This is a genomic window from Pseudomonas sp. WP18 (genome assembly GCF_036689585.1).
Classification (GTDB): Bacteria; Pseudomonadota; Gammaproteobacteria; order Pseudomonadales; family Pseudomonadaceae; genus Aquipseudomonas; species Aquipseudomonas chlororaphis_E.
In genome coordinates this window covers 1,996,489-2,011,343 of the sequence record NZ_CP144758.1, presented here as the reverse complement: position 1 = coordinate 2,011,343, position 14,855 = coordinate 1,996,489, and the positions used below count along the sequence as shown (strand labels likewise).

Sequence of the window (14,855 nt, the reverse complement as noted above, 5' to 3'; positions counted from 1 at the left end):
TTCGCGGGCAAGCCCGCTCCCACAGGGGGATTTGTGCCAGCCACAAAAGGCGAGCCCGCTCCCACAGTGGCAAGTGCAGGCTTCAGCGCTTGGACAGTTCGATCACCACCTTCAACCCACCCCACTCACTGGCGTCCAACACCAGCCTGCCGCCCCAGCTGTCGACGATGTCGCGCACGATCCCCAGCCCCAGGCCATGGCCATCGGTCTGTTCATCCAGTCGGGTGCCACGGCTGAACACCTGGTCGCGGCGGTCTTCAGGGATGCCTGGGCCGTCGTCTTCCACGGCCAGGCTGAATCCCCCGGCCGTCTCGGTCACCGTTAGGCGCACTTCGGCGTCGGCCCATTTGCAGGCGTTATCCAGCAGGTTGCCCAGCAGTTCCAGCAGGTCCTCGCGGTCCCATGGCAGGTGCAGGCCAGGAGGGCCGAGGTAACTTAAATGCAAGTGTTCGCCGTGGATCATATTGAGCGTCGCCAGCAGGCCAGGCAGTTCGGCGTCGCAATCGAGGTGGGCGCCGGGCAACGCATCGCCGGCCAACCGGGCGCGATTGAGCTCACGGTTCAGGCGCTGGCGTACCTGTTCCAGTTGTTCGAGCAACAGCTTGCGCAATTCGGGGTGCGGGTCGAGTTTCTCGTTCGACGCCAGGCTTTGCAGCACCGCCAAGGGTGTTTTCAAGGCATGGCCGAGATTGCCCAGGGCATTGCGCGAACGCTTGAGGCTGTCCTCGGTGTGGGCCAGCAGATGGTTGATCTGCGCCACCAGCGGTTCCAGTTCGCGCGGGACCTGCTCGTCGAGCTGCGAACGCTGGCCGCGTTGCAACTGCGCAATCTGCTCCCGGGCCCGGTCCAACGGGCGCAAGGCCCGACGCACGGTGAGGCGTTGCAGCAACAGGATCAGCAGCAGCCCCGCCAACCCCAGGCCCAGGCCGATCTGCTGCATCCGGCGGAAACTGTCGCGCACGGGGGTGTAGTCCTGAGCGACGCTGATGGAGATCGCCTGGCCCAGGCGCCGGTAATCGGTGCGCAACACCAGCAGCTTCTGGCCCTCGGGGCCCAGTTGCAGGTTGCTGTGCAGGCCCGGATGGTCGAGCCGGGGCAGTTCCTGGTCCCACAGCGAGCGGGAACGCCAGTGGGCATCGGCAAAATCGATGCGAAAGTAATGCCCGGAAAACGGCCGCTGGTAGGCCGGCGACAAGCGTCGCTCATCCAGTTGCAGGCCCTGCGGGCCACGCACCAACGCCACCAGCAGGTTCTCGCTGTCGTTGCGCAACCCGGCTTCCAGGTAACGCTGCAAACCCAACTCGAACAGCCACAGGCTGGTTTGGGCCAGGACCAGGCCCACCACCACCATCACACCGATCAGGCCCAGGCTCAGGCGGCGCTGGATGGATCTCACGGCAGGTCGCTCATTGGGCCTGCCCGCCGAACAGGTAACCCTGGCCGCGACGGGTTTCGATCACGCTGCGGCCCAGTTTGCGTCGCAAGTGATTGACGTGGACCTCCAGCACATTGGAATCGCGCTCGGTTTCACCGTCGTACAGGTGCTCGGCGAGATGACTCTTGGACAGGATCTGCTCGGGGTGCAGCATGAAATAGCGCAGCAGCCGAAACTCGGCGGCGGTCAACTGGATGTCGGTGCCGTCGCGGATCACGCATTGACGCCCCTCGTCCAAGTGCAGCCCGGCGGCCTGGAGCGTCGGCTGGTTGAACTGGCCATGGGAGCGACGCAGCAGCGCCTGGATCCGCAGGTGCAGTTCTTCGGGATGAAAAGGCTTGGTCAGGTAATCGTCGGCCCCGGCCTTGAGGCCTTCGATGCGCTCGGCCCACGAACCGCGCGCGGTCAGGATCAACACCGGCGTGGCCAGGCCACCGGCACGCCATTGGGCCAGCACCTCAAGGCCCGGCACGCCCGGCAGGCCCAGGTCGAGGATGATCAGGTCATAGGGCTCACTGCTGCCTTGATACACCGCGTCGCGCCCATCGGCGAGCCAATCGACGGCGTAGCCCTGCCGTGTCAGCCCGGCCATCAGCTCGTCGGCCAAGGGAACGTGATCTTCCACCAGAAGCAGGCGCATCAGTCTTCCTTATCTTTGAGTAAACGGCCGGTCGCGGCCTCCAGGTCCAGTTCGCGCACGACGCCGTCGGTGTCCAGCAGCTCGACCTCGTAAATATAGACGCCGTGCTTTTCTTCCAGCTCGGCCTCCAGCAGCTTGGCCCCGGGATGAAGGTCCAGCGCCTGTTGCAGCAGTTGCTCCAGCGGCAGGATCACGCCCTGCTGACGCAGGTGCAGGGCTTCGTCCTGGTCCAGGTCCCGGGCCACCACCACCGAACAGACCGCCAGCAGCGCCAGCGCCCAGCGGCTGCGGGCGCGTAAATTAAGCTTCATTACGTATCCTGATGATTCTTGAGTACCTTGCCGGTGACGGCGTCCAATTCCAGGTCCCAGTCGATGCCTTTGGGATCGCGCAGCTCCACCTGGTAAATGTACTTGCCGTACTCTTCTTCCAACTCGGAGTCGGTGACGGTGGCACCCGGGTGTTCGGCCAGGGCGGCGGCGTCGAGTTTTTCAAAGCTCAGGATGGTACCAGCGTCTTGCAGCTTGCGGGACTCATCGGCCCCCAAGTCGCGAGCGTGAGCCAGGCCCGCGTTGAAGGCCATGAGGGTCGCGATGAATAAGGCAGTCAGGCGGTTCATGGGTTGTCTCCTTTTTATAGTCGTCACCTTGGAACTGTATCGGGGTGAACTTAACTGAAACTGAATTGCCATCATCGAACCCAGGTCAAAGTCGCGATCCCTGTGGGAGCGGGCTTGCTCGCAAAGGCGTCAGTACATCCAACATCGATGCAAGCTGGCCCACCCCATTCGCGAGCAAGCCCGCTCCCACAGATAGAGTGTGTCGCTATAATCCTTCGCTTGCCCAAGTCACGAGACCGGTATGACAGCCATCCACATCAAGTTCCCCGCCCTCACCCTCAAGGCCGGCCCTCGTGCGCTCGCACGCATCCGCCAGGCCGGCCTGAATGCCGCCGACGTCGGCACGTTGCCAGGTGCCGCCGGGGGCCCGAAAGCCCTGGGGATCCAGGGGCTGGACCTGGCGCTGTTCGGCGAGTGGCTGCCTGCCGCGCCCCGGGAACGCTCGCTGATCGGGGCCTCGGTGGGTTCCTGGCGCTTCGCCAGTGCCTGCCTGCCGGATGCCGCCGAGGGAATCCGACGCCTGGGCACCTTGTACAACGAACAGAGCTTCGCCAAGGGCGTGACCATGGCCGGCGTCAGCCAGAGCTCGCAACGCATGCTCGACGACCTGCTCGAAGGCCGCGACAACACGATCCTCGAAACCCCGCACTACCGGCTCAACATCATGGTGGTCAAGAGCCACGGCTGGCTGGCACAGGACCATCGCGGGCGACTGGGCCTGGGGTTATCGTCGGTGATTGCCGACAACCTGCGCGGCCGTGCAAGGCTTTCAAGGCACTTCGAACGCCTGATCATCCACGACCCGCGCCGGGCTCCGCCGCTGCATCCGCTGGAGGACTTTCCGTCCCGCTTCGTGCCGCTGGACGCCTCGAACCTGCGCCAAGCGCTGCTGGCATCGGGCTCGATCCCGATGGTGATGCAGGGGGTGCGCGACCTGCCCGGTGCCGGCGCCGGCACCTACCGCGACGGTGGCCTGCTGGATTATCACCTCGACCTGCCCTACAGCGGCAACGACATCGTGCTGTACCCGCACTTCACCGACCGGGTCATCCCCGGCTGGTTCGACAAAGGCCTGCCTTGGCGTCGGGCCAGCGTCGAACGCCTGCAGGACGTGCTGTTACTGGCGCCGTCACGGGAATACCTGGCTCGCCTGCCCTACGGCAAACTGCCAGACCGTAACGATTTCAAGCGTTTCATGGGCGATGACCCGAGCCGCCGCACCTACTGGCGCAAGGCGATGGACGAGAGTCGCCGCCTCGGTGACGAGTTTCTCGAGCTGACCGTCAACGGTGGCCTGGCCGAGCGATTGCTGACCCTTTAGTCAGCATGGCCGCGCACCACCGTTGGCAACCTGATAAACTGCGCCGCCTGCCTCGCGACTGATCTTTCAAAGAGCCCGAACCTGTGGAAATTTTCAAAGAATTCACCTTCGAATCCGCCCACCGCCTGCCCCACGTGCCGGACGGCCACAAGTGCGGGCGCCTTCACGGGCATTCGTTCAAGGTGGCGATCCACCTGAGCGGCGACATCGACCCGCATACCGGGTGGATCCGCGACTTTTCAGAGATCAAGGCGATCTTCAAGCCGCTCTACGAGCGTCTGGACCACAACTACCTCAATGACATCCCCGGCCTGGAAAACCCCACCAGCGAAGTACTGGCCAAGTGGATCTGGAACGAGCTGAAGCCATTGCTGCCGGAACTCAGCGCGATTCGCATCCATGAAACCTGCACCAGCGGCTGCATCTATCACGGCGAGTGACCCCACGCTGTTCCCGTGGCGAGGGAGCTTGCTCCCGCTGGGCCGCGAAGCGGCCCTTAAGCCTGGGGCTGTGTCGTCAGGTCGATCGTTGTCGCCGCTTTCGGGGCTGCTGCGCAGCCCAACGGGAGCAAGCTCCCTCGCCACAACTGTGCTCTCCTGCCATCCTGCATTGGCCTATGCTCTACCCCCTGAACCCTTCTCGGCGGAGCATCGACCATGACCGACTGGCAGCTGGATCAGGTATACGACTTCAACGGACATTCCATTCGCTACGCCATCCAGGGTGACGGGCCACCGCTGGTGTTTGTCCATGGAACGCCCTTCTCGTCCTATGTGTGGCACCGGATCGCCCCGCTCTTCTTTTCCACCCACCGGGTGCATTACTTCGACCTGTTGGGCTACGGCCAATCCGCGCAACCCGATGCCGATGTGTCCCTCGGCGTGCAGAACCCATTGCTCGCGCAGTTGCTGGCGCACTGGGGCTTGGACTGCCCGGATGTGGTGGCCCATGACTTCGGCGGCGCCACCGCGCTGCGCACGCATCTGCTCAATGGTAAGAACTACCGCAGCCTGACGCTGATCGACCCGGTGGCGCTATCGCCCTGGGGCTCGCCTTTCGTGCAGCACGTTCGTCAGCACGAAGCGGCCTTTAACGGCCTGCCCGATTACATCCAGCGGGCCATCGTGCCGACCTATATCCGCGGCGCGATCGAACGGGACATCCCGGACCGGGAGCTGGCGCCCTACGTCCAGCCCTGGCTCGGCGAGACCGGCCAGGCGGCGTTCTATCGGCAGATCGCGCAAATGGACGAGCGCTACACCCGCGAAGTCGAGGGGTTGTACACCAGCGTACGTTGCCCGACGCAGATTCTCTGGGGAGAGAATGACCAATGGATCCCCATCGAACGCGGCCAGGCCCTGCAACGGTTGATTCCGGGCGCACAACTGCTGCCCGTCCCCAATGCCGGGCACCTTGTCCAGGAGGACGCGCCAGAGGCGATCGTGGCGGCGGTGTTGCGATATATAGGCGCCAATGCGGACACCCCAGTGTCCGGGACGCGGGGCTGACCGTCGCGCGCGATGTACTGCGTAAAGGGCACTCGCCACTCTCTGGCGTATGTGCTATTGATCAGCGCCATGGGGGCTCGCTCCGCTGACGCGCCACTCCAAGACCTCTGAAAGGGACTCGCCTGATGCACATCATCAACGCCCGCCTGCGCAACCACGAAGGCTTGCATGAACTGCACCTGGAAAATGGCCTGATTGCCAGCGTCGCCCGCCAGACCGAGGCCCCCAGCCTGGGCCCTCAGGACCTCGATGCCGGCGGTAACCTGGTGGTGCCGCCCTTCGTCGAGCCGCACATTCACCTGGACGCCACCCTCACCGCCGGCGAGCCGCGCTGGAACATGAGCGGCACGCTGTTCGAAGGCATCGAGTGCTGGGGCGAACGCAAGGCCACCATCACCGAGGAAGACACCCGGACCCGCGCGCGCAAAACCCTCCAGGCCCTCGCCGCCCACGGCATTCAGCATGTGCGCACCCACGTCGATGTCACCGATCCCCAGCTCACCGCCCTCAAGGCGATGTTGCAGGTGCGCGAAGAGAACCGCCATTTGGTCGACATGCAAATCGTCGCGTTCCCCCAGGAAGGCATCGAGTCCTACCGCAACGGCCGCGAGTTGATGGAAGAAGCGATCCGCATGGGCGCCGACGTGGTGGGGGGCATCCCGCACTTCGAGTACACCCGCGACCAGGGCGTCAGTTCAGTGAAATTTTTGATGGACCTGGCCGAACGCACCGGTTGCCTGGTGGATGTGCATTGCGACGAAACCGACGACCCGCATTCGCGCTTCCTCGAAGTGCTGGCCGAGGAAGCTCGCAGCCGCGACATGGGCGCTCGGGTCACCGCCAGCCACACCACTGCCATGGGCTCCTACGACAACGCCTACTGCGCCAAACTGTTCCGGCTGCTCGGGCACTCGGGCATCAGCTTCGTGTCCTGCCCCACCGAGAGCATCCACCTGCAAGGCCGCTTCGACACCTTTCCCAAGCGCCGCGGCGTCACGCGGGTCAACGAACTGCTCGAAGCCGGGATGAACGTGTGCTTCGGCCAGGATTCGATCGTCGACCCGTGGTACCCCCTGGGCAACGGCAACATCCTGCGGGTACTGGAAGCCGGGCTGCACATCTGCCACATGCTCGGCTACCGCAACCTGCAGAGCGCCCTCGACCTGGTCACCGACAACAGCGCCAAGGCCATGGCCCTGGGCGAGCGCTACGGGCTGGAACCCGGACGCCCGGCGAACCTGCTGATCCTCTCGGCCGACAGCGATTATGAAATGATCCGCAGCCAGGGGTTGCCGCTGTACTCGATTCGCAATGGCGAGGTGCTGATGAAGCGGCAGATGCCGGTGGTGGAATTCGGAACGCAGTTGGACTGACCTCTGATGCCGTCCCGTGGGAGCGAGCTTGCTCGCGATGGCGGTCTATCAATTGATACTGGGGTGACTGATCCGGCGCTATCGCGAGCAAGCTCGCTCCCACAGGGGTTCAGCGTTGTACATCAGATTGATGACTACTGAAGATCCACTGTGGGAGCGAGCCTGCTCGCGATGAGGCCATCAGCCTCACGACTCCCTCAAGGCATGACCCTGGCCGCCCCAAACAGACTCACCCGCACCAACTCTCCACTCTCTTCCTGCAACAGAATCGGCGCCGTGCCGCCCGGCATCACTACGCTGACCGGCCCCGCTGTCACCCAACCCACCCGCCACGCGGCGCAGGCCACGGCGCTGGCACTGGTGCCCGAGGAGGCGGTGGGCCCTTCGCCGCGCTCGAACACCCGGGCCGCCAGTCGCCTTTCGGCTTCGCGCCAGCCCCATTGCAGGTTCACCCCCAGCGGACAGGGAACCCCGTCGCCACCGGGCGCGGCGAACGCGATGCGGGTCAGTTCCTGCAAGAGTGGCGCAGCGCCCATCTGCGCATTGGCCGGCAACGCCTCGGCATCCTCCACCAGCGTCACGCAGTGCGGGTTGCCCAGGTTGACGAACTGACTGTGGCCCCAGGCCGGGTTCAACTCACAGAGCGCAGGTACTCGACTGAGGTCTCGTTGATCGAAGGTCACACTGTCCACCCCTTGGGCACCCACTGCCTGCGGCCCGAACAGTGGCTGCCCCAGGTCCAGCCAGAAGCCTTGCAGGCCCTCGAACTCAGCGGCACGCACCGAAGTCTGCAACGGTGAAAAGCCTTGGCGCTTGTCATGATGAACCTGCAGCACACATTCGCCATCGTCCGGCATCAAGCCCTGCTCTCGCAGCGCCTGGGAGAAAATCGTCAGACCGTTGCCGCTGCGTTCGGCCAGGGTGCCGTCGGTGTTGACGATCAACACATCGAACGGTGGTTTCTCCTGGAAGGGCCCGATCAACAGACCGTCGCTGCGATGGTCCTTGGCCCCCGCCGGCTTCTCGCCCGGCGCCCAGGCACAGAACGCCTGTATCGCCGCCGCAGCCCAAATTTCTCGTACCTGTGCGGCAAGGGCCGCCGTCGGCGGCAAGGCCACACCGCAAGCCCGCACCTGTTGCGGGGAAACCACCCCGTAGAGATTGCCGCGTGCATCATAGAACTGCGTCATGAATCGGGTCCGGAAGCTGCCAGATGAGCCGCCACTTTAAGGGCCCAAGCCCCAAAAGCACACCTCATACACGCAAAAACAGCGGTCGTAACCTGTCAGTTCCGACAGGTGCGCACTGACCAGGGGAACCCGTATTTTGGCTCTTCCAACCCAGGCACAAGGACGCCCCTCCCATGACCCGCAAAGCCTCTTCCAGCCCCATGGCCGAGCTCTACAGCGAAGGCCGCAAACATTTCATCGAACTGGTGCCCGACGGTGGCGCGCGCCTCGATGCCCTGTTCCACACCGCGCCGGCACTCGGCGAACTGGCGGTGGGCGTGGTGTACGGTCATCTGCAGAGTCGCCCCGGCCTCGACCCACGCTTGCGAGAAGGCGCAACGCTGGCCGCCATCGTTGCGGCCGGCATGGTCGGGCCGCCCCTGAGCGTGCATTTCAGGACCGGTCTGGCGTCCGGCCTCGCGCCGGGGGAAATCGTCGAACTGGTGGTGCAAGCCTCGGCGTTCACCGGTTTCCCCAGGGCCGTTTCCACCGCCGATCAGCTCAACCGGTTGTTCGCGGAGCTTGGCCTGGCTTCACCGCCGCCGCCCACCCCACGCGAGGTCGCCCTGACCTTTTGCGATAACGTGCGCAAAGGCCGGCCACCGATACCGGTGGATCCCGCAGTCAAGCGCGCGCTGCGCCGGGCCAAGCACTTGTCGGCCCATGCCACGTCGGCGCGAAGGGTGATCGTCGAATGCATCGATGAGCCCGCATCCCTGACCGCGCTCCTCGCTCTGGATATCGAGGCGGACCAGGTGGCGCGTATCCAATTGTTCGAGGAACGCTAAAGCCACCGGATGCAAGGAGGATACGGCGGCGTTCTGGCACCTTGGGGTCGCGGTGCGGTCAGTGGATATGCAAGCATAGGCCCCTTGCCTGCGTCACCCGACCGCACTGCCCGAAAACCAAGGACGATTCATGACCGCCATTACCCCTCCGCCCACTTTTGTCCCCGGACGCCTGGAACAGATGTCCACCCGCCTTGCCTACCTCATCGCCGGCGTGGGCATTGCGGCCTGGGCACCGCTGGTGCCCTACGCCAAGGCACGGGCGAACCTGGATGAAGGCACACTCGGCCTGCTGTTGTTGTGCCTGGGTGTGGGTTCGATCCTGGCGATGCCGATTTCCGGTGCGCTGGCGGCGCGGTTCGGTTGCCGCCGGGTGCTCAGTGGCGGCACGATCCTGGTCTGCCTGGCGCTGCCGCTGCTGGCGACGATGACTTCATTGCCCTGGCTGGTGGCGGCCTTGTTCCTGTTCGGTGCCGGGCTCGGTACCGTGGACTCCACCGTGAACCTGCAAGCGGTGATCGTCGAACGGGCCAGCGGCAAGACCATGATGTCGGGGTTCCATGGCATGTTCAGCCTCGGCGGGATCGTCGGTGCCGCCGGGGTGAGCGCGCTGCTCGGCCTGGGGTTGTCGCCCCTGGGGGCGACGCTGGTGGTCAACGCCTTGTTGCTGGTGGCGTTGTTCAAGGCCGCGCCGCACTTGCTGCCCTATGGCAGCGAGAGCTCGGGACCGGCGTTTGCGATTCCCCACGGCGTGGTGCTGTTTATCGGCATCTTGTGTTTCATCGTGTTCCTGGCCGAAGGCGCTGTGCTGGACTGGAGCGCGGTGTTCCTGACCACCGAACGTGGCGTGGAGACGGCCTATGCCGGGCTGGGGTATGCCGCGTTCGCGCTGACCATGACGGTGGGCCGGCTGACAGGCGACTCCGTGGTGCGTCGCCTGGGACCCAAACGCATCATCATCTACGGCGGGACCCTCGCAGCGACGGGGTTCCTGTTGGCAACCCTGGCACCAATGTGGCAAGCGGCGCTGCTGGGGTATGCGTTGGTGGGGGCCGGTTGTTCGAACATCGTGCCGGTGCTGTACACCGCGGTCGGCAAGCAGACGCTGATGCCAGAGGCCATCGCGGTGCCGGCCATCACCACGATTGGCTACGCCGGCATCCTGGCCGGCCCGGCGTTGATCGGTTTCGTGGCCCATGGCAGCAGCCTGAGCGTGGCCTTCGGGCTGATCGCGCTGGCGCTGGTGGCGGTGGCAGCCAGCGGCAAGGTCCTCAAGGTCTGAGGCCTGGCCAGCCCTTCATGCCCCACGGATCGCTGTCGGGCTCGATCACCCGCGCGGGCTTAAGCCTCGGGCATCTTGCGGAAACCGACCGCCAAACGGTTCCAACCGTTGATGGCGTTGATCGCCACGGTCAGGTCGACCATTTCCTTGGGATTGAAGTGTTCGCTCAGCAGAGCGTAGTCGGCGTCCGGTGCGTGGGTGTCGCTCAGGCGCGTCAGGGCTTCGGTCCAGGCCAGTGCGGCGCGCTCGCGGCCGGTGAAGAACGGCGCCTCGCGCCAGGCAGTGACGGCGTAGAGGCGCCGTTCGGTCTCGCCGTCCTTGCGGGCGTCGGCGGTGTGCATGTCGATGCAGAAGGCACAGCCGTTGATCTGCGAGGCACGCAGCTTGACCAGTTCGATCAGGGATTTTTCCAGGCCCAGTTTCGAGACGGCGGTTTCCAGGGCGAACATCGCTTTGAAAGCGTCAGGAGAAGCGGTGTAGAAATCGATGCGCGGTTGCATGGTGAACTCCAGAACAAAGGTGGGTGTGGCGCTACGTTAGCCCTGCAATAGCGCAAGACAAATAGCCAATTGTTGGGAAGTTCGGGTAGCCAATGGGCCCATCGGCGCGACTTATGCGCAGGGGCCATGAACCAAAAAGGGCTGGCAAATATCGCCCCTGTGGCGAGGGAGCTTGCTCCCGCTCGACTGCGCAGCAGGCGCAAGGATTCTGGGGTCGCTACGCAACCCAGCGGGAGCAAGCTCCCTCGCCACAGGGGGGCGGGGCAACTTCAGGATTCGCTCAAGCCCGGCTACGCAGCCACTGCAGAAAGCGCTTCTTGGCGATCGGCTTGGGGGCTTCGCGCGTCAGGTTCTCGGCCAGGTGGATGCGCACGTCCAGCAGGTTCTTCATGGCATCGCTGATGTCACGACGGGCCTCCAGGCACGGCTTGAGGTAGGTGTTCTCGATGCGATAAAGGCTGCAGAACGTCTTCGCCGAAAAGTTCGCCAGCGTGGCTTGCTCGGCGACGATGCCCGCTTCGCCGATGACCTCCCCCGGGCCCATGCGTCCGCCTTCGAGCGTCAGGCCGTTGCGCACGAGGGTGACGCTGACCACGCCGGATTCGATGATGAACAGGTGATCGCTGACCTCTCCCGCCGGCAGGATCATGTCGCCGGGGCGGAAGGTCTGCAGGGTCATGTTCTGGCTGAAGGTGTCCTTTTCCTCCTGGCGCAGGGTGGAGAAAATGCTCGAACTTTCCAGCAATGCCCTGGGCCGCGAGAACGCGCTGGCCGACGCGCTTTCCGTGGTGGACAACAGGCTGATGCCCGACGCCCGCAGATGCCGGAACGCCAGATCGTACAGTTGATTGCGCACGTCGCGCTTTTGCCCCATCGAGGCCACGAACCCGCTGATTTCGTATTCCGCCCCGCTGCTGCCGGAGGACTTGAGCGTCACGCAGGGTGCCGGGCTGGCGAGCAACGCACGGCAGCCGATCATGGCACGCTCGAGCGCTTCGATGACCTTTTGCGGCCGGGCGTGCGGGCTGACCTGGACGCTGATGGACAAACCATGCACGTCGCTGGGCCGGCTGAAGTTGATGATCTTGGCCTTGGCCGCCAGGGAGTTGGGGATCACCGCCATGCTGCCCTGGGAGGTCTGCAACCGCGTGGCCCGCCAGTCGATGTCGGTGACCCGGCCTTCGGTGCCGTCGATGGAAATCCAGTCATCGAGTTGATAAGGCTTGGTGGTGTTGAGCACGATTCCGGAAAACACATCGCTCAGGGTGCTCTGCAAGGCCAGGCCGACGATGATCGCCACCGCGCCGGACGTCGCCAGCACGCCCTTGACCGGCAGGTCCAGCACGTAGGCCAGGGCCGCGATGACAGCGATCAGGAAGATCACCGCGCCGAGCAGGTCCTGCAGCAACCGCCCGGTGTGGCCGACCCGTTGCATCATCGCCGCACCGATCAACTCCGTCAGGGTCCGCGCGGCAAACAACCACCAGGCAATCTGCAAACCGGTGGCCGCCAGATGCCGGGGCACGTCGTCGACCCACTGCGCCGGCACCATCGGGTTGAGGCCTTCGTTGAACAGCAGCACGCTGAACAACGAGAAAATCACCAGCCGCGTGCCGATTTTCCAATAGGTCCGCTGCGCGCTGACCAGTCGCCACAACAGCAGGTCGAGCACCAGCAACACCAGGGCACAGAGCAACGGGTGGTCGGAGATCAAGGACAGCATCGGGACAGCTCCAGGCAGGTCATCGACGGCAAGAGTGGCACAGATTGCGCAGCCTGTAGAAGACACCGCGAAACCCCATTGTGGGAGCGGGCTTGCTCGCGAAGAGGGTGGCAAGTTCGACAAAGATGTCGACTGTGACTACGCCTTCGCGAGCAAGCCCGCTCCCACAATGGATCGGTGTCGTTAGTTATTCAATCTGCAACACTTGTGCGCTTCAACCCTCCATCCGCCCAAAGCGCCCGGAATGGAAATCGCCGAAGGCCTGGTGGATTTCCTGCTCGCTGTTCATCACGAACGGACCATGGCCGACGATCGGCTCGTCGATGGGCTCGCCGCTGAGCAGCAGCACCACCGCCTCGTTATTGGCGTGCAGGCTCAACTGGTCGCCGGCCCGATCGAACAGGGCCAGTTGACCGGCCTCGACCCGTTCGCGGCCGTTGGCCTGGACCGAACCGCGCAGCACCACCAGGGCCGTGTTGTGACCTTCGACCAGGTCAAGGGTGAGGGTCTTGCCGGCGTTCAAGCGGATGTCCCAGACGTCGATGGGCGTGAACGTCCTGGCCGGCCCCTGCTGTCCGTCGAATTGCCCGGCGATCAGGCGCAGGCTGCCGGCGTCGTCCTTGAGGGCGATGTTGGGAATGTCGGCCTTGAGGATCGTCTGGTAGCCGGCCGGGGCCATTTTGTCCTTGGCGGGCAAGTTGACCCACAGTTGGACCATCTCCATGAACCCGCCCTGCCGGGCGAATGCTTCGGAGTGGAATTCCTCATGAATGATGCCGGAAGCGGCGGTCATCCATTGCACATCACCGGGGCCGATCTTGCCGCCGCTGCCCGTGGAGTCACGGTGTTCCAGCTCGCCCTGGTAGACAATGGTCACGGTTTCAAAGCCGCGATGGGGGTGCTGGCCGACCCCACGCCGTTCAGTGGTGGGGGCGAATTCGGTGGGGGCCGCGTGATCCAGCAGCAGGAACGGGCTGATGTGCTTGCCCAGGTGGTCGTAGGAAAACAGCGTGCGGACCGGGAAGCCATCGCCGACCCAATGCGGTCGGGGGCTGGTGTAGAGGCCAATGATGTTTTTCATGCCGTGTCTCCCAATCAGGGGTAGCGATTCGATGACACAGCTTAAAACCCAACCCTTTGACGCACTAGACCGCAAAAACCAGCTTTAGCGTTCCATTAAAAGAACGATCCCCCTGTGGGCGCGAGCCCGTTCACGCCCGCCGCTGCCTGGCAAAAAGTGCTTAGAGATGATTGCGCTTGGCGAAATCCGAGAGCCCCACCAGCGATTTCAGCCCGAGCTTTTCCAACAGGCGGGTCTTGTAGGTGCTGACGGTCTTGGGGCTCAGGAACAGGCTTTCGGCAATGTCCTTGCCGCGCATCCCCATCGCCAGCATGCGCAAGATGGACAGTTCCCGCGTGGAGAGGCTTTCCAGGGCCTGCTGTTCGGTGCGCTGCTGGAAGTCGAGGCGCACGGACAATTGTGGAAAGTAGGCATAGCCGGACTTCAACGCATGGATGGCCTTGATCAGTTCCTTCAGGTCGCTTTTCTTGGTCACGAAGCCCCGCGCTCCGGCCGAGATGCAACGGTTGCAGAAATGCTGGGCATCCTGGGCGGTGAACACCAGCACGCTGCACGCGGGAAACTGGCCCATGATCCAGACCAGCAGGTCCAGACCGTCGAAACCGTTCATCACCAGGTCGAGGATCACCAGGTCTGGCGCGCCCTCCTTGATGAGGTCCCTGGCATCGGCCACGCCACTGGCATCCCTGACACGGTGGAAGCCTTCGTTCTGGCAAATGAGCCGCAGCGCCCCTCGGATCACAGGGTGGTCATCCACGATCAATACGTCTTTCAAGGCTGTTCCCCAGTCAATATAAAAGGCGCCGATGCCATGTTTGCAGCGGACTGTTCCACAGGTGACTGGCCTTGCCACCTGTCAGGGCCGACAGTGCGGACCAACGGCCCACCTCAACCACCACGGCCTTGCCTCAAGGACCGTCCCCAGGGTTGCATCGGCTCGCTGGCCGGGGGATCGACCCGCTCCGTCACCCGCCGCAACGCGGCCAGGTCAGGCAACGGGGCGTGACTCAGGTGCAGGCTGGAACGGCGCACGGCGGGCACCGGCGACAGGCCGATCTGCTGCACGTTGTAGAGCATGGCGTGACGCACCTGCGGGTTGTAGAGGATGAAATCGTGCAGGTCCAGCGCCCCCTCCGCCAGCCCGGCGTTGACCACCACCAGGTCGAAGGGCTCGCTGCCGTACTCCACCAACGTCAGCAGCGCTTGCACGTCGCTCACCGGGACAATCCGGAAGTAGCCCTGTTGATTGAACAGGCGTTCCAGCACGATTCGATGGGTATGTTGAGTGTCGGCAATCAGGATACGTAGTGCTTTATTCGGCATGGCAGGCATTCCAATAGCAACGCGCCCGGCGGG

The 14,855-nt window shown here is 64.1% G+C and carries 16 protein-coding genes; 6 read left to right on the top strand and 10 right to left on the bottom strand.

The features are described from left to right. Positions 1-82 precede the first annotated feature (82 nt). The 4 genes from V5F23_RS08845 to V5F23_RS08830 are packed head-to-tail and all read right to left on the bottom strand — an operon-like array spanning position 83 to position 2,694. Positions 83-1,396 carry a sensor histidine kinase gene (locus V5F23_RS08845; protein ID WP_047737350.1) on the bottom strand — a complete coding sequence of 438 codons (1,314 nt, stop codon included), beginning with the start codon at positions 1,394-1,396 and terminating at the stop codon, positions 83-85. Positions 1,397-1,406: 10 nt separating this feature from the next. After that, on the bottom strand, positions 1,407-2,075 hold the full coding sequence (locus V5F23_RS08840; RefSeq protein ID WP_042728344.1) for a response regulator transcription factor: 669 nt from the start codon (positions 2,073-2,075) through the stop codon (positions 1,407-1,409). Beyond that, the gene (locus tag V5F23_RS08835; RefSeq protein ID WP_042728343.1) at positions 2,075-2,386 is read right to left on the bottom strand and encodes a PepSY domain-containing protein; all 312 of its coding nucleotides are present in this window, start codon (positions 2,384-2,386) and stop codon (positions 2,075-2,077) included. Before V5F23_RS08835 ends, V5F23_RS08840 begins: the two co-directional genes overlap by 1 nt. Next, complete coding sequence (locus V5F23_RS08830; RefSeq protein WP_042728342.1) at positions 2,386-2,694, bottom strand: PepSY domain-containing protein; 309 nt, start codon at positions 2,692-2,694, stop codon at positions 2,386-2,388. Before V5F23_RS08830 ends, V5F23_RS08835 begins: the two co-directional genes overlap by 1 nt. A gap of 241 nt (positions 2,695-2,935) precedes the next feature. Between V5F23_RS08830 and V5F23_RS08825 the strand changes: the two genes are divergently transcribed. From V5F23_RS08825 to codA, 4 genes are all read left to right on the top strand, one after another. Then, positions 2,936-4,015: a patatin-like phospholipase family protein gene (locus tag V5F23_RS08825; protein ID WP_123578634.1), complete on the top strand. Its 1,080-nt coding sequence runs from the start codon at positions 2,936-2,938 to the stop codon at positions 4,013-4,015. Between the two features lie 83 nt (positions 4,016-4,098). Next, positions 4,099-4,455, top strand: a complete 357-nt coding sequence (gene queD, locus V5F23_RS08820) for a 6-carboxytetrahydropterin synthase QueD (protein WP_003203918.1) — start codon at positions 4,099-4,101, stop codon at positions 4,453-4,455. A 216-nt stretch (positions 4,456-4,671) separates the two neighbouring features. After that, a complete protein-coding gene (locus V5F23_RS08815) occupies positions 4,672-5,523 on the top strand; it encodes an alpha/beta hydrolase (RefSeq protein ID WP_123578633.1) in 852 nt (283 codons plus the stop codon). Positions 5,524-5,648: 125 nt separating this feature from the next. Continuing rightward, positions 5,649-6,896, top strand: coding sequence for a cytosine deaminase (gene codA / locus V5F23_RS08810; protein ID WP_212803581.1), 1,248 nt, complete (start codon positions 5,649-5,651; stop codon positions 6,894-6,896). A 197-nt stretch (positions 6,897-7,093) separates the two neighbouring features. Here the strand turns inward: codA and V5F23_RS08805 are convergent, their stop codons facing one another. Continuing rightward, the gene (locus V5F23_RS08805; RefSeq protein WP_212803580.1) at positions 7,094-8,086 is read right to left on the bottom strand and encodes a diaminopimelate epimerase; all 993 of its coding nucleotides are present in this window, start codon (positions 8,084-8,086) and stop codon (positions 7,094-7,096) included. 173 nt (positions 8,087-8,259) lie between these two features. Between V5F23_RS08805 and V5F23_RS08800 the strand changes: the two genes are divergently transcribed. Together V5F23_RS08800 and V5F23_RS08795 are read left to right on the top strand one after the other, a co-directional pair. Further along, positions 8,260-8,913, top strand: coding sequence for a carboxymuconolactone decarboxylase family protein (locus V5F23_RS08800; protein WP_042732209.1), 654 nt, complete (start codon positions 8,260-8,262; stop codon positions 8,911-8,913). Positions 8,914-9,043: 130 nt separating this feature from the next. Then, complete coding sequence (locus V5F23_RS08795) at positions 9,044-10,195, top strand: MFS transporter (protein WP_212803579.1); 1,152 nt, start codon at positions 9,044-9,046, stop codon at positions 10,193-10,195. Between the two features lie 59 nt (positions 10,196-10,254). On the opposite strand, the gene V5F23_RS08790 is transcribed toward V5F23_RS08795, so the two are convergent. From V5F23_RS08790 to V5F23_RS08770, 5 genes are all read right to left on the bottom strand, one after another. Further along, entirely contained in the window at positions 10,255-10,695 is a 441-nt protein-coding gene (locus V5F23_RS08790; protein ID WP_212803578.1) for a carboxymuconolactone decarboxylase family protein, read from the bottom strand. Positions 10,696-10,975: 280 nt separating this feature from the next. Beyond that, entirely contained in the window at positions 10,976-12,418 is a 1,443-nt protein-coding gene (locus V5F23_RS08785) for a mechanosensitive ion channel family protein (RefSeq protein ID WP_042732781.1), read from the bottom strand. A gap of 214 nt (positions 12,419-12,632) precedes the next feature. Continuing rightward, a complete protein-coding gene (locus tag V5F23_RS08780; RefSeq protein WP_047737364.1) occupies positions 12,633-13,499 on the bottom strand; it encodes a pirin family protein in 867 nt (288 codons plus the stop codon). Positions 13,500-13,659: 160 nt separating this feature from the next. Beyond that, positions 13,660-14,274 carry a response regulator transcription factor gene (locus V5F23_RS08775; protein WP_042732779.1) on the bottom strand — a complete coding sequence of 205 codons (615 nt, stop codon included), beginning with the start codon at positions 14,272-14,274 and terminating at the stop codon, positions 13,660-13,662. Positions 14,275-14,387: 113 nt separating this feature from the next. Continuing rightward, complete coding sequence (locus V5F23_RS08770) at positions 14,388-14,822, bottom strand: response regulator (protein WP_212803577.1); 435 nt, start codon at positions 14,820-14,822, stop codon at positions 14,388-14,390. Between the last annotated feature and the right edge of the window lie 33 nt (positions 14,823-14,855).